Origin of the sequence: Mesobacillus boroniphilus (genome assembly GCF_018424685.1) — a bacterium.
Lineage (GTDB): Bacteria > Bacillota > Bacilli > Bacillales > Cytobacillaceae > Mesobacillus > Mesobacillus boroniphilus_A.
The window spans coordinates 768,014-788,336 of sequence record NZ_QTKX01000001.1 but is presented as its reverse complement, the minus strand read 5'-3'; the positions used below and the strand labels follow the sequence as shown (position 1 = coordinate 788,336).

General features: G+C 42.2%; 18 protein-coding genes. 3 read left to right on the top strand and 15 right to left on the bottom strand.

The annotated features are described in order from the left end of the window. Positions 1-55: 55 nt before the first annotated feature. From DYI25_RS03850 to hflX, 3 genes are all read right to left on the bottom strand, one after another. Entirely contained in the window at positions 56-460 is a 405-nt protein-coding gene (locus DYI25_RS03850; protein ID WP_213367105.1) for a MerR family transcriptional regulator, read from the bottom strand. A 144-nt stretch (positions 461-604) separates the two neighbouring features. Next, the gene (locus tag DYI25_RS03845; RefSeq protein ID WP_213367103.1) at positions 605-1,876 is read right to left on the bottom strand and encodes an aminotransferase class I/II-fold pyridoxal phosphate-dependent enzyme; all 1,272 of its coding nucleotides are present in this window, start codon (positions 1,874-1,876) and stop codon (positions 605-607) included. Between the two features lie 30 nt (positions 1,877-1,906). Then, positions 1,907-3,166 carry a GTPase HflX gene (hflX, locus tag DYI25_RS03840; protein ID WP_213367101.1) on the bottom strand — a complete coding sequence of 420 codons (1,260 nt, stop codon included), beginning with the start codon at positions 3,164-3,166 and terminating at the stop codon, positions 1,907-1,909. Between the two features lie 181 nt (positions 3,167-3,347). Between hflX and DYI25_RS03835 the strand changes: the two genes are divergently transcribed. After that, the gene (locus DYI25_RS03835; RefSeq protein ID WP_213367099.1) at positions 3,348-3,953 is read left to right on the top strand and encodes a trimeric intracellular cation channel family protein; all 606 of its coding nucleotides are present in this window, start codon (positions 3,348-3,350) and stop codon (positions 3,951-3,953) included. 61 nt (positions 3,954-4,014) lie between these two features. Here DYI25_RS03835 and DYI25_RS03830 read toward each other — a convergent pair whose 3' ends face one another. The 5 genes from DYI25_RS03830 to miaA form a co-directional block, all read right to left on the bottom strand. Continuing rightward, complete coding sequence (locus DYI25_RS03830) at positions 4,015-5,034, bottom strand: STAS domain-containing protein (protein WP_213367097.1); 1,020 nt, start codon at positions 5,032-5,034, stop codon at positions 4,015-4,017. Between the two features lie 319 nt (positions 5,035-5,353). Then, positions 5,354-5,536 (bottom strand): glutaredoxin domain-containing protein, encoded by a 183-nt coding sequence (locus DYI25_RS03825; protein ID WP_213367095.1) that lies wholly within the window; start codon positions 5,534-5,536, stop codon positions 5,354-5,356. A 133-nt stretch (positions 5,537-5,669) separates the two neighbouring features. Next, entirely contained in the window at positions 5,670-6,629 is a 960-nt protein-coding gene (spoVK, locus tag DYI25_RS03820) for a stage V sporulation protein K (protein WP_213367093.1), read from the bottom strand. A 448-nt stretch (positions 6,630-7,077) separates the two neighbouring features. After that, positions 7,078-7,308 carry an RNA chaperone Hfq gene (gene hfq / locus DYI25_RS03815; RefSeq protein ID WP_041966638.1) on the bottom strand — a complete coding sequence of 77 codons (231 nt, stop codon included), beginning with the start codon at positions 7,306-7,308 and terminating at the stop codon, positions 7,078-7,080. Positions 7,309-7,337: 29 nt separating this feature from the next. After that, on the bottom strand, positions 7,338-8,291 hold the full coding sequence (gene miaA, locus DYI25_RS03810; RefSeq protein WP_213369389.1) for a tRNA (adenosine(37)-N6)-dimethylallyltransferase MiaA: 954 nt from the start codon (positions 8,289-8,291) through the stop codon (positions 7,338-7,340). A 277-nt stretch (positions 8,292-8,568) separates the two neighbouring features. On the opposite strand from miaA, the gene mreBH reads away from it, so the two are divergent. Next, positions 8,569-9,576 carry a rod-share determining protein MreBH gene (mreBH, locus tag DYI25_RS03805; RefSeq protein WP_213367091.1) on the top strand — a complete coding sequence of 336 codons (1,008 nt, stop codon included), beginning with the start codon at positions 8,569-8,571 and terminating at the stop codon, positions 9,574-9,576. Positions 9,577-9,659: 83 nt separating this feature from the next. Here mreBH and DYI25_RS03800 read toward each other — a convergent pair whose 3' ends face one another. Beyond that, entirely contained in the window at positions 9,660-10,100 is a 441-nt protein-coding gene (locus DYI25_RS03800) for an Lrp/AsnC family transcriptional regulator (protein ID WP_213367089.1), read from the bottom strand. A gap of 121 nt (positions 10,101-10,221) precedes the next feature. On the opposite strand from DYI25_RS03800, the gene DYI25_RS03795 reads away from it, so the two are divergent. Further along, positions 10,222-10,641, top strand: coding sequence for a carboxymuconolactone decarboxylase family protein (locus DYI25_RS03795; RefSeq protein ID WP_213367086.1), 420 nt, complete (start codon positions 10,222-10,224; stop codon positions 10,639-10,641). A gap of 338 nt (positions 10,642-10,979) precedes the next feature. On the opposite strand, the gene DYI25_RS03790 is transcribed toward DYI25_RS03795, so the two are convergent. The 6 genes from DYI25_RS03790 to DYI25_RS03765 all read right to left on the bottom strand — a co-directional run bounded on the left by DYI25_RS03790 (position 10,980) and on the right by DYI25_RS03765 (position 20,314). Further along, positions 10,980-11,426 (bottom strand): hypothetical protein, encoded by a 447-nt coding sequence (locus DYI25_RS03790; RefSeq protein WP_213367084.1) that lies wholly within the window; start codon positions 11,424-11,426, stop codon positions 10,980-10,982. A gap of 528 nt (positions 11,427-11,954) precedes the next feature. Then, entirely contained in the window at positions 11,955-13,886 is a 1,932-nt protein-coding gene (gene mutL / locus DYI25_RS03785) for a DNA mismatch repair endonuclease MutL (protein ID WP_213367082.1), read from the bottom strand. A gap of 211 nt (positions 13,887-14,097) precedes the next feature. Beyond that, on the bottom strand, positions 14,098-16,758 hold the full coding sequence (gene mutS / locus DYI25_RS03780) for a DNA mismatch repair protein MutS (protein WP_213367080.1): 2,661 nt from the start codon (positions 16,756-16,758) through the stop codon (positions 14,098-14,100). Positions 16,759-17,060: 302 nt separating this feature from the next. Beyond that, positions 17,061-18,188, bottom strand: a complete 1,128-nt coding sequence (locus DYI25_RS03775; RefSeq protein WP_213367077.1) for an ABC transporter permease — start codon at positions 18,186-18,188, stop codon at positions 17,061-17,063. Further along, entirely contained in the window at positions 18,181-19,368 is a 1,188-nt protein-coding gene (locus tag DYI25_RS03770; protein ID WP_213367075.1) for an ABC transporter permease, read from the bottom strand. The genes DYI25_RS03775 and DYI25_RS03770 overlap by 8 nt, the downstream gene beginning before the upstream one ends. Before the next feature lie 13 nt (positions 19,369-19,381). Further along, entirely contained in the window at positions 19,382-20,314 is a 933-nt protein-coding gene (locus DYI25_RS03765; protein ID WP_425374510.1) for an ATP-binding cassette domain-containing protein, read from the bottom strand. Positions 20,315-20,323 lie beyond the last annotated feature (9 nt).

Below are 20,323 nucleotides of genomic sequence, written 5' to 3'. Positions count from 1 at the left end.
GAATTTCCTCCTAAAATTTTAAACATTTTTAATTAATTGATAGTCTCGTGAAGTCTTAGTGAAAAAATCTCGACATGTCGCCGCGATCGGTTGACCGGTTGAAGCGACCTGCCTGGAGAAGCTCTTTACGAAGTAATTTTCTCAAATCTGCATCGGAAAGATCTCCTCTCGTTTTTTCAGCTTGTTTTTTCTCAGCAGCACTTATGTCTGCTTGCTGTTGTACATTGAAAATCTTCTTGATGCCTGCCATGTTGACTCCCTGGTCGATCAAGTCTTTGATCTCGAGGAGCTTGTCAATATCATTTAAGGAAAAGAGTCGTTTATTGCCCTCTGTTCTTGCCGGAGAAATCAATTCATGCTCTTCATAGTACCGAATCTGCCTTGCGGTTAAGTCTGTCAGCTGCATGACAATCCCGATGCTAAAGAGTGGCATATTCCGGCGAATTTCACTTCCGCCCATTATGATTTCTCCTCCTTCCCTTTTAAGATACTCTTATTATATTCAATGTAAGATATGTTGTCAAACATATGTTAGATTATCTGACATGGAATTTCATAAAAAAAGAACAGGACTTATTTAGCAAGCGTCCTGTTGTATATTTACCTATTTTAAAAGAATTAAACCTTTTTCGATTAAAGAATCGAGTGCAATACATACGGCCATCTTCACATGGGAATAGGTTAAGCCACCCTGAACATACGCGACATAAGGCGGTCTGATCGGTCCGTCTGCGGTCAATTCAATACTCGCTCCCTGGATGAATGTACCAGCAGCCATAATCACATCGTCTTCATATCCAGGCATGTAAGCAGGATGTGCCGTTACATGAGAATTGATTGGGGATGCATATTGAATCGCCTGGCAAAAAGCAACCATCTTATCTCGGTCGTCGAATTGGACCGCCTGGATTAGATCCGTTCGTTCTGCATTCCATTTAGGCGAAGAATTCATTCCTAAACGATCTAGCATTGCGGCTGTGAAAACAGCACCCTTCAAGGCCTGTGCGACAATATGCGGTGCCATGAAGAATCCCTGGTACATTTCCTGCAATGAATATAATGAAGCGCCGGCTTCTGCCCCGATTCCCGGGGATGTCATCCGGTAGGAACATGACTCTACATATTGTTCCTTGCCTACGATGTATCCGCCTGTCTTGGCAATACCACCGCCAGGATTTTTAATCAAAGAGCCAGCCATTAAATCAGCACCAACGTGGCAAGGTTCAAGCTCCTCAACAAACTCACCGTAACAGTTGTCAACAAAAACAATGACATCGGATTTGATTTCTTTTACAAACTTCACCATTTCACCGATTTGTTCAACAGTGAAAGACGGTCTCGTCGCATACCCTTTTGAGCGCTGGATGCCGATCATTTTGGTTTCAGGCTTGATTGCTTTTTCGACGGCACTCCAATCGATTTCTCCCTTTTCTGTAAGGTCCACAGTATTATAAGAGATTCCAAATTCCTTCAACGATCCGTTTCCGGTTCCGCGTATCCCGACAATCTCTTCAAGCGTGTCATAAGGTTTTCCCGTGATGTATAACAGCTCATCTCCAGGTCGAAGGATCCCAAAGAGCGCGATGGAAATCGCATGAGTTCCCGAAATGATTTGCGGCCGAACTAGTCCGGCTTCAGCTCCAAACACCTCGGCGTAGATTTTTTCGAGTGTTTCCCTTCCAGCATCGTCGTATCCGTAACCGGTGGTCGGGATGAAATGAGAATCACTCACTCGATGTTTCTGGAAACTCTGCAATACTCTGAACTGGTTTGAATCAATCCGTTCATCGATTTTCTTGTGCACATGTGCAATTTGCTGCTCAATTTTGCTTACAAGCGGCTGCAGCTTCTGCCCGTTTTTTAATTGTGTAAACATGTTGCTCTCCTATCTTTATAAAAAATCTAATTATACCGAAAATCGTTTCAGCTGGCCGGTAATTTGATGGTCAGTCAAAGAGTAACCTTTACAAATGTAGCCTTGCTTTTCTTCGTCAAAAGCTAGCTCGCGCAGGATGGTTTCATTTTTAAGTTGTACCAAAAGCTTTCCTTCATCGGACGGTACCAGTACGTGGAAGGACTCCATCATTCCAATGATTGACTGTTCGATTTTTAAAAGGAGATTCCTGCGGTCTTCTTCATTGAACGCGCTTATAAACGCTGTTTCATTTTGGGCGTTTGGCACAAAATCCTGATGTGCGATGTCCCGCTTATTATAGACGGTAATCTGTGGGATTTGGTGGACTTCAAGGTCCTCCAGCAATTTATTGACAGTCTGTTCGTGAGAAAAATAATCCTCATTCGACATATCCACTACATGCAAAAGCAAATCCGCCTCCCGGACTTCCTCCAGTGTCGAACGAAAAGCGGCGATCAATGTTGTCGGCAAGTCCTGGATGAAACCGACTGTATCTGTCAGAAGAGCCGTAAAGCCACTAGGTAAAATCGCTTTCCTTGTCATTGGGTCCAGGGTAGCGAATAACTGATTTTCTTCAAATGACTCTGCTTGTGTTAACCGGTTAAACAGCGTGGATTTTCCTGCGTTCGTGTAACCGACTAAAGCAATCTGGAACGTCTTGTTCTTCTTCCGGCGTTCCCGATAGCGGTCACGGTGCTGAACGATGACTGACAATTGCGTTTTAATATCGTCAATCCGTTTCCGGATATGCCGGCGATCTGACTCCAGCTTTGTTTCACCAGGTCCTCTTGTCCCGATTCCGGCACCCAGGCGTGACATCTCGATCCCTTTTCCGCCGAGGCGCGGCAGCAGGTACTGAAGCTGAGCAAGTTCAACCTGGAGCTTGCCTTCTTTGGACCGAGCCCTTTGAGCGAATATATCGAGAATCAGCTGTGTACGGTCGATAACCCTGGCCTTTAAGCCGGCAGAAAGATTGCGGTTTTGGCTTGGTGACAGTTCATCATTGAAGATAATTAAGTCTGGCTCGAGCTCCTCCTCAAGTGCTTGAAGCTCTTCCACCTTCCCTTTGCCAATGTATGTAGCAGGATGGACCTTTGGCCGCTTTTGGACAACCTGCATCAGGATATTTCCCTTTGCCGTTTCCGTAAGCGATTCCAGTTCTTCCATCGAATATTGAAAACGAAGATCCTCTTCTTCATTCGTCTGGCAGCCAACAAGAATCACTTTTTCAAATACGTTTTCCTGTTCCAAATAACACCCTTCTTTCCATATATATAGCTAAAGACATCATACCAAAATAAAGCCGCAAACAAAAATCTTGAAAGTCAGGGTAAAAGTGGTTGTAAATTGAAACAAACGTGATAAAATCAATATGTTTGCATTTTCCTATTTTAGTATTCAAAGAACATTTTAACAAGAGGAGAAATACAGGATGACATGGGAAGTTCTCAGCATGATTGGAACAGTAGCATTCGCGATCAGCGGTGCTATCATCGCAATGGAAGAGGAATTTGATATCTTCGGAGTTTATATATTAGGAATTGTTACAGCCTTTGGCGGCGGGGCAATCCGTAACCTCCTTATCGGGGTCCCGGTATCAGCACTTTGGGACCAGGGTTTATTCTTCAATTTGGCCTTGCTCTCAATCACAATCGTTTTTTTGTTTCCTAGCAACCTTTTAAAACACTGGCAGCGATGGGGCAACTTCTTTGACGCCATCGGGCTTGCAGCGTTTGCGATCCAGGGCGCGATTTACGCATCAAATATGGACCATCCAATAAGCGCAGTCATTGTAGCTGCTGTGTTGACCGGAAGCGGCGGCGGAATGATCCGTGACCTGCTCGCCGGCAGAAAACCATTAGTATTAAAGGCCGAAATCTATGCTGTCTGGGCCGTTCTTGCCGGTCTTGTCATTGGCCTTGGGATGGCCAACAAAGCTGTCGAGCTTTATGGACTCTTTGGGGTCATTACAGCACTTCGCGTACTTTCATATACTTACAAATGGCATTTGCCAGTCCGTAAGCTAAGAGTACACTAGTAACGCACAAAGCAGAGCTGATTCATTCATCATGATTCAGCTCTGCTTTTTATTTTCCAATCTATATAATCTTCCTACCCATTTGCCCAATTGCATAATGGATGCCATGTTGGAGTGTTTGGAAACAGTCAAATTTCGATAGGTTGATATTGGATTGGGTGATTTCGATCCCAAGAGTGGATGAAATCCCGACAAGTATTGTTTTTGTCCCGATAAGCCTTGCTGCTGAACCAATCTTTTCAATCAGACTGACCGCATGCCGACCGATTTCCTGGTCCATGCCTGTCAAATCCAAAACGAGATAGCTGGCTTTATAGGATGGCAGGCGATTCAGGGTGTTTACAATCAGCTGATCTGCTCTGTCTTCCTCATATTTTCCGATCAAGGGAACGACGACGATTCCCTCGAGAACCGGGATGATTGGAGAGGAAAGTTTATTGACCAGCTCCTTTAATTCGGCTGTTTTTTCCTCAACCAGACCTTCAAGCTTCCTGATTTGTTCTGACTCTTTCTTTCGTGCCAGCTGGTGGATATTATCGGCGATTGTGACATCAGAAGGGAAGTACTCAATCACGCTGTATTCGTGTCCTTCCAACTGATGCTGCTTGATCTTATACCAAATATTTGTTCCGAACAGTCCCGAAAAAACTCCAGCATAATGCGCGGGCAGGAAACTCCCTCCCTTTTTCTTACCCTGGGCAACATTCACTTTATGCTCCCAGCTGTCCTTCATAAATACCGTAAATGTTTTCGTTTCAAAGTCCAAATCATTTATAACCGTCAACCCCCAGCCGGCGGTTGCATATGTATTTGTGATCATGTAAGCAGCTTCGGCTACGCTGACTTCCTTCATTTTTTCGAAATACTGCCCGACTACCAGTCCCTGACGAAACCCAGAGGATTCAAAAACCAGGTTTGAGGCCTCTTCGCCAGAAATCTCTTCAATCGTATCGAAAAACGTCTTCATCGCTGAAGAGATCCAAAAAAGCACAGCATCCTGGCCTTCGAACGTGAACTTTCCTGATTTTACATCCCAGCCAAAATCATAACCTGCAATATCATAGTTATACTCATTCCCCATAATTAATAGCTCCTTCTTTATCTATATAATTGTTAAGCTCCCAATTTCCATAGTGATTAGTATTTCCAGAATACTTAAGGGAAACCTCAATCTTTTACCCAATATTTGCACTCTTTAAACCTAAATATCATCGGAACCTTTACAATTCCTCACCACCTTAGGCTATGGTGATTGCCAGCCTCAACTTGTAAAGCCTATTGGCAAGCTTGTGTGGTTAAGAGACTATTCAATAAGAGATGAGGACATTTCTTTCGAAGGCGAGTCAGGCGGGATTTCAGCAAAAAAATAAGGATTCCAGTAATACTGGAATCCTCTGGAACTATTTTAAGAATGACATGACTGAATTTGGATCGAAGCCTAATACCCAGTTTCCGTTTACGTTTGACTGAGGCACACCCATTTGGCCTGTTGCATTAACCAGCCTTTGTGCTGCGATTGGATCTTGCTGTACATTCACTTCTTTATATGCGACTCCTTTATCGTCGAGAAAGTTCTTCAGCATTGTGCAGTAAGGACAAGTATTTGTAGTGTAACTGTAATATCGTTCATTTTAAATTCCCCCAGTAGTTAGCTTTAATATACCCTTATGGGTATATTATCAAATGCGAAAAATAATGTCAACAAAGCTGCTGACATTATTTCCCCTTGTTATCATCGGAAAAAACGAGGTCATTGCTGCGCAGTGTCATTAGTTCATGTCGATCATATTGATTTTGCATTAACAGCCGCATTGCCTGTGCCCGGATAGATTTCTCAATAACGTTTCGGACATAGCGCCCATTCGAGAAAGCCGCGGCACCGAGTGTTGATTTTACATTAACAAGGTGCTCCCGCAATTTTCGTTCTGCCTCGTGGCTAAGGCTATATTCTCTTTCCCTCAGCATTCGCTGGCCGATTTCCATAAGCTGGTCTATTGAATAGTCAGGAAAATCGATTACGAGCGGAAACCTTGAATGAAGTCCAGGGTTCAGAGTCAGGAAAAACTCCATTTCTCTGGAATACCCAGCAAGGATTAAGATAAACTCATGCTGCTTATCCTCCATATGTTTAACCAGGGTATCAATCGCTTCCTTGCCGAAATCCTTTTCTCCTCCCCGGCCGAGGGAATAGGCTTCATCAATGAACAGGATGCCTCCCATTGCTTTTTTTATTAAATCGCGCGTTTTCTGCGCGGTATGGCCAATATATTCACCGACAAGGTCAGCTCTCTCTGCTTCGATCAAGTGTCCTTTTGAAAGGACATTCATCTTAAGGAAGAGCTTCCCGATAATCCTGGCGACCGTTGTCTTTCCCGTTCCCGGATTGCCCTTAAACATCATGTGAAGAGCCTGTTTTCCAGCTTTCAGGCCCATTTCTTCCCGTTTTTTGTTCACATAGATCCAGGCATAAATCTCTTTGATCATCCTTTTCATTTCTTCCATGCCTACAAGTGCTCCGAGCTCTTCCTCAATTTCCTTTAAAGCTGCATGCTCCTGCGGGATTGACTTTGGAACCAGCTGCGACTCAGGCAATTCCTTTGTCAACGTCTTCCTTTGCTGTGCATTCAAAACAATGCTGATTTGACCGTTGTTTTTCTTTCGAAGCGGTTGGTCCAAAGATTTCACCTCTCATTCTGGAAACAGTATACGCATCATAGCTGTATTTGTGATATTTGCCTATAACTTCATGCATAATACGTAGGACAAATAGATCTATGGGGGATTCAAGCTATGGCAGGGCCCGCTTGTGTACGACAAACTCCAGCAGAGTTTTTTATTTTTGTCACAATATGCGGTTTCCCAAGAAATAAACTTCTATATTTATATGTATTCAAAGAGGGGGAAATTCATTTTTAAAATAAACATTTCACGTTTAAAAGTAGGGATCGGTTCAATTTATAACTCCTAAAATTTGCTGACCATGTGCATAAAATTCTATTTTTACTCCAGGTATGGTTCTGAACTGAAATCCAGTAAACAGGATGTGAAAACAACAAAGTTTACGAAAAGAGCCTTATCAAAAGAAAAAACCCGCACTAGGCGGGTTTCCTTCGTCATTATTTAATTAAGCTTGCCCCTCGAAATCGATCTGGACATTCTTTTGCGGCGCGAATGTTGAGATGGCATGCTTATACACAAGCTGCTGTTTCCCTTCGGATTCGAAAAGCACGGTAAAGTTATCAAATCCTTTAATCTGGCCTCTCAATTGAAATCCGTTCAATAAGAAGACGGTCACATTGATATTGTCCTTGCGTAGCTGGTTTAAATACTGGTCCTGAATGTTCACTTGTTTCATGGGCGGATCCTCCTCTTTTATCTCTATTATTATGTATTCGCTTTTATCTCGAGCTTTCCTTCAATGAACACTGAAATTTCAGCGAAATTTTTTTCAGCGTCTTTAGACTCTGACATATCAAACCATTCCACATTCATCTTGTTTCGAAACCATGTTAGCTGCCTTTTTGCATATCGCCGGGAATTTTGTTTTAAATTTTCGATTGCTTGCTCAAGGTCAACCTTGCCCTCAAAGTAGTCGTAAAGCTCTTTGTAGCCAATTGCCTGAATGGATTGGCAGTCTCTTAGGCCCTTTTCATAAAAGTACTTAACCTCATCAAGGAGCCCCGACTCCATCATTAGGTCTACACGAAAATTGATTCGGTTGTATAGCATCTCTCTGTCCATTGTCAGACCAATTAGTGCTGTATCATACAAAAGTTCGGGTGATTGGTTCTCCTGCAATTCTCCAGCAGTTTTGCCCGTACAATGAATGATTTCGAGCGCCCTGATGACACGCCGAACATTGTTAGGATGGATTCTTGATGCGCTTTCGGGGTCGACATCTTTCAATTTTGCATGTAAAAACTCCTGGCCGTTTACCTCTGCGGCTTGCTCCAGGCTGCGTCTGAAAGATGGATCAGAAGGTGCTTCCGTGAAATGATAATCAAAGATCACTGACTGGATGTACAATCCTGTACCGCCGACAATCATCGGCATCTTCCCACGAGAACTGATTTCACCAATTTTCTTCCGGACAAGCTCCTGGAATTCTGCGGTTGAAAAGTTTTCATCAGGCTCTTTGATATCAATTAAATGGTGGGGAATACCCTCCATCTCTTCCTGGGTGATTTTCGCGGTTCCAATATCCATCCCTTTATAAATTTGCATGGAGTCCCCGCTGATGATTTCACCATTAAATTTTTTCGCAAGTTCAATGCTAAGCTTCGTTTTGCCAACTGCAGTCGGCCCAATTAACACAATCAATTTCTGTTTTTGTTCCAACAAGTTTCACACTGCCTTTTCCTAGAGGGTGTCAGCCACTTTACATCTGACATCTTAAATTTATCTTACCATTAAATAGAAAGCAGTTGAACATCTATGCATTATACCCCTTTTTTACAAGTGTTATTCTCCTATATCATTTTTTGAAATAATTTTCCTTAACTTTTACAGTTAGATAACGTTTCCGTAACAAAAGCCCTTTCACCCCCAAAATCATGATAGTTTAATAGAAGTCTATGATGGATTTACAATTTACAGAGAACTGGGTGAACATACAATGTTATCAACTACAGAAATAGGAATTGATTTAGGTACAGCTAACACACTTGTATATAGTAAAAATAAAGGAATCGCTCTGAACGAACCTTCAGTTGTAGCAATTGATACTGAAACGAAAAATGTCCTTGCTGTCGGCAAGGAAGCGAAGGAAATGATAGGGAAGACCCCTGGAAAGATTGTTGCGATTCGTCCATTGAAGGATGGGGTTATCGCCGATTTTGACGTGACTACTGAAATGCTCAAGCAAATTATGAAAAAGGCTTCCAAAAAAGGCGGCTTTGCTCTCCGTAAGCCTGATGTCGTTGTCTGCACTCCTTCTGGTTCAACAAGTGTAGAACGCCGTGCGATCCAGGATGCAGTCAGAAATGCTGGCGCAAAAAAAGTACATCTAATCGAGGAGCCGGTTGCTGCAGCAATTGGTGCTGGCCTCCCTGTTGATGAACCAGTAGCAAACGTTGTTGTTGATATCGGCGGCGGAACAACTGAAGTCGCAATCATCTCATACGGCGGCGTTGTTGCTTGCCATTCTATTCGAATCGCAGGCGACAGATTGGATGAAGACATCGTTCAATATGTACGTAAAGAATACAATGTCCTCATCGGTGAAAGAACGGCTGAAAAAATCAAGATGGAGATTGGTTACGCGCTTGTTGACCATGAAATGATGGAATTGGATATCCGTGGCCGTGACCTTGTGACTGGCCTTCCTAAGACTGTTACCCTCAATTCTTATGAAATCAGGGACGCAATCAAGGAATCTCTTCTTCATATCATGGAAGCAATCCGTGCAACTCTCGAAGACTGTCCTGCAGAACTGAGCGGCGATATCGTAGACCGCGGCGTAATCCTTTCTGGTGGAGGAGCATTGCTCAATGGCATGCAGGATTGGCTTGGCAGCGAGATGGTCGTTCCAGTACACATCGCACCCAATCCGCTGGAATCAGTAGCAATCGGAACCGGTAAGGCACTGCAATACATCCATAAACTTCAACCAGCTGTAAAATAAAATTAATATTTAAAAAGATCGCCTGTTTTTATCGGCGATCTTTTTTCTGTCTTATTCCTTGGACTAGTTTTTTAAAGAATAGGTCACTCTGAATCAACTTTTAAACTTGTCTGGACTTCTGAAAAGATAAAATGTGTAACAGTTGAAGCATATGGGTTTATAGTATCAATGAACTCTTCTGCTTTAGAAAAATTTTCAAACTGCATTTTAAGCATAAAGCAAGCATTACCGGCTATTCGGTAACAAAAATCAACATTAAGAAGACTTTCTATGAAATTCTTAAATCGTTTATAGTCCCCATTTTTGACTGTTGCTTCAATTATACATTGAATAGGTAAACCAAATTTTTCGTAGTCAACTTCTAAAGTATACTTTTTTATTATTCTAAATGACTCCATCCGTCTTACTCGTTCAGTTACGGATGGAGAGGATAAATTAATTCTTCTTCCAAGTTCACTCATTGATAAACGACTATTTTCAGATAATTCAACTATGATTTTTTTATCAATATTATCTATTTTCATTTTAAAGGTATTCCTCTCTTTTTTGTTAATAATTTAAATAATATAACGAAAAATGATTTTTAATTTAATGTGATTCATAAACTTTATCCTTTATATTTAATATATCAAGGAGGTAATGTTAATGGCAAGAATCATTCAATCAAACTTCGGGAAAACACCTTTTCAAAAGCTGTTGGGTCATAATACAAAAGTTATGGAGGCCTGGTCTGATTTAGGTGAAGTATTAGAACAAGACGGTCTATTGTCGTCAAAATTAAAAGAGCAAGTTAGAAGAACATTGGCACAAAGCAATGGATGTGAGTATTGTAAAGCAAAAGGAAAGCCTGAGCTTGATGCGTTCGATGAAAGAACATCTGTTGCAGTAGGGTTCGCGGAAGTATTTTTGAATTACCCCAAAGGCATGGTTCCAGATTTCGCTTTTGAAATATTAAACGATTATTTTCCTGAGAATGAAATTAGTGAGCTTTGTGCCTTCATTAGTTTTACCACAGCTCAACAATATTTTGGTGCATTAATGAAATTAGAGCCTAATGGGTTATAACTTAAGGCTGTTTTCGTAAAGATTGTTGTTAAAATCCTAATGCCGATTTTAACGCAATATAATGCTATTTTGTAGTTCGGTATTAAGTTTGCATGCTCTTTTCTCATAAAAAGGGAATGCTTTGATAAGAAAAATAGTTCATTCACTCCTATTTTGTAGTCAATAGCAACAAAGTTTGAGAAAAGAGCCTAACTTAAAAAAGGTCAACATAAAAAAACGCTTGGGTAAGCGTTTTTTTATGTTAATTCACCTGCTATGTGATTATCTCTAATTAAGGTGTTTTTTACATATTTTTGCGCACATTATCGGAACGACTTATCAGAAAATAGTGCCCTCTCTTACTCTTTATACTGTTTCCTCAACCTGTTAAAGTAAAGGAATACCGGTAACGGAATCACAATGAAGCCCAAACTCTTGATAATCTGGTTTATGGCGCGATTCTTTTGTCTATCTTTTTCTTCGCTTATATACATATCATAACTGCTGCGCAGTTCTTCCTCGTTCATCTCTGTGTTTGAACCTTCAATCTTCCCATGTAACATATTCTGTTTATATTCTGTAAAGCTTTGATAATAACCAGTTGGGCTGACAAGATCCGCTGTCGCCATGAAAATTGAAACCCCTCCTCCAATAACCATCATCAATGTAGCAAACAATACTAGATAAGTATATAAATGTCTGACCACTTTCTCTCCCCCTTGCTCTTTATTTTTCACTGCAAAAGCTACAATAAATATCAATACAACTACAGGCAGAATGGAAAACAATAATGAGAAAACGAACAATTTATCGCCCCCTTTTGAATATTATAAGAGCCAATAACCAATTTAATGAATTTATCATGGTATTTAATATTTTTCCTATTAGTGTAATTTTACACCATAGTAATTAAAAATAAAAGAATTTTTATCCAACTGAAGTAAATTTTTCAATGCAATCATAAAAAAAGTGCTCCCAATTGGGAACACTGTTTCTTCTCATAGAATAAGAGAGTATGAATTTTCACTTCAAGAATTGTCTAGCTCCAGCGCCTAGCCCCTCGAGCCGCTTGTCTAGTGTCGCCTCCTAGAAACTCCGAAACTTCAACTCCGCCGGCAGAAGCAAAAAGCGCTTCTTTGTCTGAGTCTCCAGTTTCTACGTTTCTGGACAGTCGGCTAAACTTTTCGGTTTCGGTCCGCCAATGAAGTCAAAAAAACGACTTCACTTGTCGGCCCTCCGAGGCACACGATGTGCTAGACCCGCCAGCCACAGGACGTGGCGTTATAGGCGGGCAGCGCTTGTAGGGGCTGACCAAGGCGCTTGCGCTTTTCTTATCACATTACCCGTTTGAACATTTTCTCCATTTCGTAAGTGGAGTAATGGACAATGATCGGCCGGCCATGTGGACATGTGAAGGGATCTGATGATCGTCGCAATTCATCAAGCAAAGCCTGTATTTCATCATGTCGCAAATGATGATTCGCTTTGATGGATGCCTTGCAGCTCATCATGATTGCCGCTTCCTCTCTTAGCTTTTTAATGTCTACCTTTTTCATCAGCAGGAGCTGTTCAATCATGTCTTCAATCAGTTCTTTTTCCTCACCGTGAGGAAACCATTGCGGATGTGATCGGACGATGAAGGTATTATATCCAAACGGCTCGAGGAAGACACCCACGTTCTCAAGCTCATGCTTGTACTCGTTAATCTTTATACACTCATCGGCTGAATATTCCAGAGTGATTGGCATAAGTAATTCTTGAAGCTCGGTTGCGACTTCACCAACTTTGTCCCTGAAGTACTCATATTTGATTCTCTCCTGGGCGGCATGCTGGTCAATTATATATAAACCACGGTCATTCTGAGCGAGAATATAAGTTCCGTGCATCTGCCCAATTGGATAAAGAGGAGGAACCCGAGAAGCCTGCACTTCTGCAGCTGGTTCATGAGCTGCAGGGGAAGTGGCTGGCTCGATTATCTCTTCTTCAGTTTGTACAACTATCTCTTCAGAGGCAGGTGCAGTTGACTCGAAAACCGGGTTTTCCTGAGCTACAAAGGCATTTCTCCAGTCAGGAACTTCCTGCTGAGAAGCATTTTGCAGTTCAGCAGCTTTATAACTCCTGCTTAGTTCAACTGCTTTTTCCTCTACAAATGGCCTACGCTCGATAGGCGATTGGATAATAGAAGACTTCTCCCGGGCTTCAGGCAAATGGTCCAGCTCCATGAAAGTTTGTTCTGATTTGGATTTTTCCTGTTTCTGAGTGACCATCCCCGCCGGAATCAATTCCTTCGTTTTAAAAGCATTCTTTATGGTACTTGAGACAAGCTCATTCAACTCCTGCTCCTTGCTCAATCGTACCTCCATTTTTGAAGGATGGACGTTCACATCAATAAGAAGCGGGTCCATTTCAATATTTAGAAGGACAACCGGATACCTGCCGATAGGGAGCAATGTATGGTAGCCTTCCTGTATTGCTTTTACCAGAGCATAATTTTTGATAAAACGGCCATTAATCATTGTCGAAATATAGTTGCGTGATGCCCTTGTGATTTCCGGCATTGATATATAGCCGCTAATTTTATAATCCAGTGATTCTCCAGAAATAGGAATCATTGATTTGACCATATTTATACCGTAAATGGCAGCAAGCACCTGTCGGACGTCCCCATTTCCTGTCGTCTTTAAAAGCTGGCGTCCATTATGGACAAGCCTGAAGGAGATATCAGGATTAGCCAGCGCCAGGCGGTTTACGACATCCGTAATATTGCCAAGTTCGGTATGAATAGTCTTCATATATTTAAGGCGTGCCGGAGTATTAAAAAACAGGTCTGAAATACTGATATCCGTTCCTTTACGGCTATCGGCTTTCTCAACTGACTCGACCTTGCCGCCTTCGATGACCACTTTATTGCCTTCGATTCCTGTCGATGTTTTCATTTCAAGCCTTGAAACAGAGGCGATACTCGGCAGCGCCTCACCCCTGAACCCGAGAGTCCTGATCCGGAACAGATCGTTTTCATTCTTGATTTTGCTAGTGGCATGCCGCTGGAAGGCGACGAGAACATCATCTTCCTCAATGCCGTCTCCATTGTCTGTGATTCTAATCCGGGCAAGTCCAGCTTCTTCAAGATCAATCTCAATCACGGTACTGTTAGCATCAATTGCGTTCTCTAGCAATTCCTTAACAACAGATGCCGGCCGTTCAACTACCTCACCGGCAGCAATCTTATTTGATAAGGCATCGTCGAGTTGAATAATTTTCGCCATTCCGTCACCTCCAGCTTTTAGTCATTCGTAAGTAATGTGGGGTTTTGCAATCATATTTCTTTCTATGAAACCTTTTTCTCGATCTTCCTTCATTTTGGGCTTATAGAATCTTTCTATGGGCCCTTCTTCTTGACCTTCTCTCATTTCGGGCTTATAAATTTTTCTATAGCCCATTTTCCCTGTTCCTGACCCATTTAGGGTTTAAAGAATCTTACTTGCGTAGCTTCTTTTGTAACTCATAAAGCATATTCATGGCCTGCAAAGGAGTCATATCAAGGATTTCAAGTCCGTTTAACTTTTCAAGAACCTGCTTCTCCTTTTTGCTTGCACCACTAGTTTTCTTCTGTTCATGCTCCTCATCAAAAAATGATAACTGAGCAGCAGCTGCTGTTTCTGCGGATTGAAGAGCGCTTAGTTTGTCTTGATCATTGTGTAATGTTTCCCGAACAGTGTCTAAGCTCTGCTGACTATTAAGTCCAGATGTAACCTGTGTGTCTGTTTGCTCAAGTATTTGCAAAATTTCTGCAGCGCGTTCTATCAGGTCTGCCGGTAATTCAGCAAGCTGGGCAACATGGATGCCGTAACTCTTATCCGCTGCACCCTCCCTGATTTTATGAAGAAAGACGACTTTTCCGTTTTGCTCAACAGCGCTGACATGTACATTCTTTAATTTTTGCAATTCATTTTCCAGTGAAGTCATTTCGTGATAGTGAGTCGAAAACAGCGTCTTTGCGCTAATTTTATCATGGATATATTCAATCATTGCCTGGGCGAGTGCCATGCCGTCATAAGTGGAGGTGCCCCGGCCGATTTCATCAAAAAGGATCAAACTATTCTTCGTTGCATTGGTAATGGCGTTCTTTGCCTCCAGCATTTCGACCATGAAAGTACTTTGTCCGGAAACCAAATCATCTGCCGCGCCAATCCTCGTGAAAACTTGGTCGAATATCGGCATTACCGCGTCAGTCGCTGGTACGAAACAGCCGATTTGAGCCATGATTGCTGTCAAGGCAACCTGGCGCATATATGTGCTTTTACCAGACATATTTGGACCAGTAATCAGCAGAACTTCGCGCTCGTTGTCCATATAACAATCATTTGGCACGTATTCCTGAGCATCCATCACTTTTTCGACAACTGGATGGCGCCCATCCTTCAGGACGATTTTCCTTTCAGCTGAGAACGCAGGCCTTACATAATGGCGCTGTTCACTAAGCTCTGCAAACCCAAGGATTACATCGAGCTCACTAAGGGCCCTGGCAAGCCCCTGGAATCTAGGAATATATTCTTTAATCGTCTCGCGGATTCCGGTAAACAGCTGATATTCAAGCTCGACGCTTTTTTCCTCAGCAGCAAGGATCAAATCTTCCTTTTCCTTCAGCTCAGGCGTGATAAACCGCTCTGCGTTCGAAAGTGTTTGCTTCCGGTCATACTGGCCTTCCTGCAAAAGATGCAAGTTCGCCTTCGTTACTTCAATATAGTAGCCAAAAACTCGGTTATAGCCAATCTTCAAGGATTTTATCCCTGTTTTCTCGCGCTCTTCACGCTCTAATTTGGCAATCCACGTCTTACCGTTCCGGCTGGCATCGCGGTACTGGTCAAGCTGATGATCGTAGCCATCACGGATGATATTCCCTTCCTTGACAGAAATCGGAGGGTTATCCACGATTGCCTGTTCAAGCAGGTCCGCTGCCTCCTCGCAAGGATCAAGTCGATCTGCCATGCGGGCTGCTTCCTCATTGGGAAGACTCTCCAAAATATGCTTTAGAGAGGGTACTTGTAATAAAGACCTTTTTAGCTGCATCAAATCTCTTGGGTTCAAATTGCCAAAAGCAACTCTTCCAGCCAAACGTTCAAGATCGTACACCTCTTTCAACTTTTCCCGCAATTCCTGGCGTTCAAAAAACTGTCCGACAAAAAGCTGTACCAAGTCCTGACGACGGCTGATATCAGCTTTGTCAATCAGCGGTCTGTTAATCCATTGCTTCAGCATCCTGCCGCCCATTGCGGTCATCGTCTCATCAAGCAGCCATAAAAGTGTTCCTTTTTTCGCTGTAGATCTTATTGTCTCTGTCAGTTCAAGATTGCGCTTGGAAAAATAATCGATTTTCATATACTGCTGGACCTTGTAGACAGATACCTTTTGCAAATGATCCAGACTGCGTTTTTGAGTCCTGTATAAATAGTTGAATAATCTTGAAACTGCGATTTTCAACTGATCGTTTTCCAAGTCCGCAAATAGTTCTGAAAAGCTTTCATTCATTTCGGTGTTATCCTCAATAGAAAGAGCCAGAATGGAACGCTCCTTCAGCTTTTTCTCGATTTCGGGCGAAAGCGAGCTTTCGATGACAACTTCCTTTGCTCCAGAAATCGATAATTCGTTAATAAGCTCTTCGATACTGCCGTTAACTATTGTCGCTCTGCTTTCCCCAGTCGATAAGTCACTGCAGGCGAATCCATAAGTGTTTCCAGGGAAAACTGAAACAGTAGCGATAAAATTATTTTCTTTTTCTAAGAGCCCCCGGCCTTCCATTACTGTTCCTGGAGTGATAAGCTGGACAACTTCTCGCTTAACGACACCTTTAGCAGTCTTAGGATCTTCAGTTTGTTCACAAATTGCAACTTTATAGCCTTTGTTAATCAGCTGTTCAATGTAGTTAGGAGCGGAATGGTAAGGAACACCGCACATCGGAATCCGTTCCTCGCCGCCGCCCTCCCTGCTTGTAAGTGTTATTTCCAGCTCCTGGGACGCCTTTAGCGCATCCTCGAAGAACATTTCATAAAAATCTCCCAAACGGAAAAATAGAAAGGCATCCTGGTAATCCGCCTTCACTTGCAGGTATTGCTTGATCATAGGGGTATATGCAGCCATATTATCCTCCAAATTTCACTTTACTTTATTGTTAGGGTAGTGCAAAGATTCTGCCTCTCCCCTTTGATTACTTTTTTATGTTCGAGCAGCCGCCCGCTTTGTAATCTCTTTACTACAATTTCTCTTTTTCGGGTAAGCAATGCTTCTGCTTTTATCCTAATAGCTTCATACTTTCATGTTCGGTCAATTCAAGAATCATCTTTCGACTCTTACTCTAAATATCTATTATAACTCGACAAATTATAATTTTCGATAGAATCCCCTTAAAAAGAATTACCAGTCCAAAGGTGGACTGGTAAACTTTAATTGTATTTTATTTTTTTCAAACCGATTGTAAAGAATAGTAAGCTGAACATTAACAGGACAAGAGTAGAGTTCAGAATGGCAGGCATATAAAGACTTCCACTGACTATTTCTCTGAATCCGGTGATCATCCAACTTTGTGGTACAGCTTTGCCAATATACTGCATAAATTCAGGAACAATCTCCAGTGGCCAATATACGCCTCCAAGCATACAAGTACTTACAATCAGCACTGAACTTAAGGCACCTGATTGTTGTCTAGTCTTCACGATGCTGGCCATCATCAGCCCAAACCCGACAATCGTTATGATCACAAGCACTGCGAATGGAATGAAATAAACCAATTTACCCCAGGTAGAACCATAAATCAATTTCATGACAACCATTAAAACAGATAATTGGATTACGCCCATCAAGAAATAAGATAGCAAATATCCAAACATCACCTGTGCTTTTGTTATTGGCGAAGTAAGCAGCCGCTGCCAGGTTCCCCCCGTTTTTTCATCAAGGATGGCAGAGGCGGCTCCTGAAATCCCGAACATCATAAACATGATTGTAAAGCCTATCGCAAGCATGCCGACGGATCCGGCATTCGTCCCTTTTTTTTGGATTACTTCCCTTTTAACATCCATTGTTTCACGTTTTGCTATTTGTTCAAGTATTGCATTAAACATATTTGCATCTTGACCAGGATTTAGTTTTAAGGCTTGGTCGAGTGTTCTTCCCACCCCTTCAACATAACTGCTCAGCGCTAAATATTCCTGTGTTTTCCTTTGGACTATGACCTGCAAAAGCGGCTTTGATTTTTGATGATTTTCCACGATTGAATCTTCGATAAGCACCGCGGCAAGAGCTTCTTGATTTTCAATTAACTCTCTTGCCTGTTTTTCATCGGATTGACGCCATGAATACTGACTGTTCGAGGACAATAACTTTTTAACATTTTCACCTGTTTCATCCTTTGGTGCCACCATCAAAACGACTGGCTTACTTTGTGATGAACCTGAGCCAATACCTCCAAAAATTATACTGAACATGACAGGCATGACGAACATCAACACAATAGCTGATGGGGTTACAAATAAGGTTTTCAAGTGCAACATAGCGATGGAAGTAATTTTACGCATGCAAACCCCTCCTTGCCGCAGAAAAGGCTGCCATTGAAATGGCAAGTGAACTGACACCAATTGCGATTAAAATGCCTGCTTCCATTATTACCTCTGACACGTTACTGCCGGACATCAATTCTAAAAGAGTTTGGAGCGCCAGGGCATTGGGAAGGATTTTTACGACTGAATTCAACCAGTCCGGAAAAATATATAAAGGTACCATGCTCCCTCCAACCGCTGCCATTATTTGCGTTCCCAGCATGCCAGCAACATTGAATGTTTTCTCGGTTTTGACCAGTGAACCAAGGAGCACTCCAAGTCCACAAACACTAAAGACAAAAGAAAAACCTACAACAGCGACTCCTGCCATTGATTCCCCCCATTGGACACCGTATAAATATCGGGTACCAAGGATGATGATAAGAAATTGAATCGATGACATAAAAAGCAAACCGATGAATTTCCCAAACAAATAATGATGATTTGACAGTTTGGATACAAGCAGTCGTTCGTATACATCCTGCTCCTTTTCTTCAATCATCGCACTTACCCCGGTAATAACCGTCATCAGCAAAAACATGACACCCATTCCGGCAGCATAATATTGAAAGGACCCAACAGGCTTCTGGTCCTGCTTTACCGCTACTTCTTCAACCAGGTCAAAATCCGTCGATATATCAGCCATTGCTGGTATATCATTACCCATGTTTGAGGGTCCTGCTACTTGCATCGCTACGACATTTACGTATGCTGTTTGTGTAAATTGAAGCACCACATTCTCGACTATCGAAGACTGGATAGATGCGGAAGGAAGGGAGATGATTTCAATCTCAGAATCTTCACCTAAAATGATATGATCCGAAAACTCACGCGGAATAATGACTCCTGTTGAAATTGCTTGCTGCTTTAATTGATCTTCGAGTTGCTGTTCCGTCATTGACTCCGCAGATATGAGTTCTGGCAGACCATTCATGAATACCTCTTCTTCCAGGGCACTACCAAGGTCAGCTTCATCAAGATTGACAACTCCGATCTTGAATTTTTTTATTGAAGATGTTACTTCTTCGCCCATCATATTTCCAAAAGCTGCCCCCAGGATCCCGATTAATAGGATTGGCATGAAAATAAGTGTCAATAAGGCTTTTCGATCTCGTCCGATAATGAGGGCATCCTTCAATGCAAGCCACCAAAACCCCATTTTCTTAACCTCCTTAATCCCTTAAGCTTCTGCCAGTAAGATGGAGGAACACACTTTCAAGATTGGGTTCCACTATTTCAACTGATGTGATTTCATAACCGGCTCCTGTAACTGACTGAATTAGTTCACTTAGAATAATTTGTGGCTCCTGATGGAAAACGGCAAGCTCATTTTCCTTTATTAGCAAGTCCTTTTCAGGAATCCCAGCAGATAGAATGTCTATTATGCCATCGGGCTGATATGCATCGGCGAATTTCATGACAATACGAGAACGGTCACCAATTGTTTCCCTTAATTCCGAGATAGTACCTGTGGTAATGAATTCACCATGATCCATAATGCCAATTTTTTCACATAAATACTCTACTTCTTCCATATAGTGGCTTGTGTATATAATGGTCATCCCTGCCTCATTGAGCCTTTTCACTGTTTCAAGAATGTGACTCCTCGATTGTGGATCGATACCTACTGTCGGTTCATCCATGATTAATAATTCTGGTCTATGTAAAATGGCAGCACCAATATTGACCCTCCGCTTCATACCTCCTGAGAACGTCTGTACTTTGTCCTTGCCCCGATCAGCCAGCCCAATGATTTCAAGTACTTCGTTGATTCTTTTTTGTAAGTGATTTCCCTTTAAACCGTACATTCTTCCCCAGAATGACAGGTTTTCCCTCGCACTCATTGTTTGATAAAGTGCGATTTCCTGTGGAACTATCCCTAAAAGCCCTTGTGCCTTCTTTGGCTGCCTGACCATATCAATACCCGCAATTTCAATGCTTCCTGAACTAGGTGGATATAACCCGGAAACCATCTGGATTGTCGTTGTCTTTCCAGCACCATTTGGTCCAAGAAGACCAAACGACTCCCCCTTTCGAACGGAAAAAGAAACACTCTTAACTGCATCAAACTCTTTAAACCTCTTACTCAATTGCTTCACTTCCAAGACTCCCAA

Excerpts from the sequence above, each read along its gene's own strand:
- hfq (WP_041966638.1), bottom strand. The coding sequence starts at position 7,308 with ATGAAACAAGTGAACATTCAGGACCAGTATTTAAACCAGCTACGCAAG.
- DYI25_RS03845 (WP_213367103.1), bottom strand. The coding sequence starts at position 1,876 with ATGTTTACACAATTAAAAAACGGGCAGAAGCTGCAGCCGCTTGTAAGC.
- DYI25_RS03835 (WP_213367099.1), top strand. The coding sequence starts at position 3,348 with ATGACATGGGAAGTTCTCAGCATGATTGGAACAGTAGCATTCGCGATC.
- DYI25_RS03775 (WP_213367077.1), bottom strand. The coding sequence starts at position 18,188 with ATGCGTAAAATTACTTCCATCGCTATGTTGCACTTGAAAACCTTATTT.
- DYI25_RS03770 (WP_213367075.1), bottom strand. The coding sequence starts at position 19,368 with ATGGGGTTTTGGTGGCTTGCATTGAAGGATGCCCTCATTATCGGACGA.
- mreBH (WP_213367091.1), top strand. The coding sequence starts at position 8,569 with ATGTTATCAACTACAGAAATAGGAATTGATTTAGGTACAGCTAACACA.
- DYI25_RS03850 (WP_213367105.1), bottom strand. The coding sequence starts at position 460 with ATGGGCGGAAGTGAAATTCGCCGGAATATGCCACTCTTTAGCATCGGG.
- DYI25_RS03795 (WP_213367086.1), top strand. The coding sequence starts at position 10,222 with ATGGCAAGAATCATTCAATCAAACTTCGGGAAAACACCTTTTCAAAAG.
- DYI25_RS03825 (WP_213367095.1), bottom strand. The coding sequence starts at position 5,536 with ATGCTGAAGAACTTTCTCGACGATAAAGGAGTCGCATATAAAGAAGTG.
- mutL (WP_213367082.1), bottom strand. The coding sequence starts at position 13,886 with ATGGCGAAAATTATTCAACTCGACGATGCCTTATCAAATAAGATTGCT.
- DYI25_RS03830 (WP_213367097.1), bottom strand. The coding sequence starts at position 5,034 with ATGGGGAATGAGTATAACTATGATATTGCAGGTTATGATTTTGGCTGG.
- DYI25_RS03800 (WP_213367089.1), bottom strand. The coding sequence starts at position 10,100 with ATGAAAATAGATAATATTGATAAAAAAATCATAGTTGAATTATCTGAA.
- mutS (WP_213367080.1), bottom strand. The coding sequence starts at position 16,758 with ATGGCTGCATATACCCCTATGATCAAGCAATACCTGCAAGTGAAGGCG.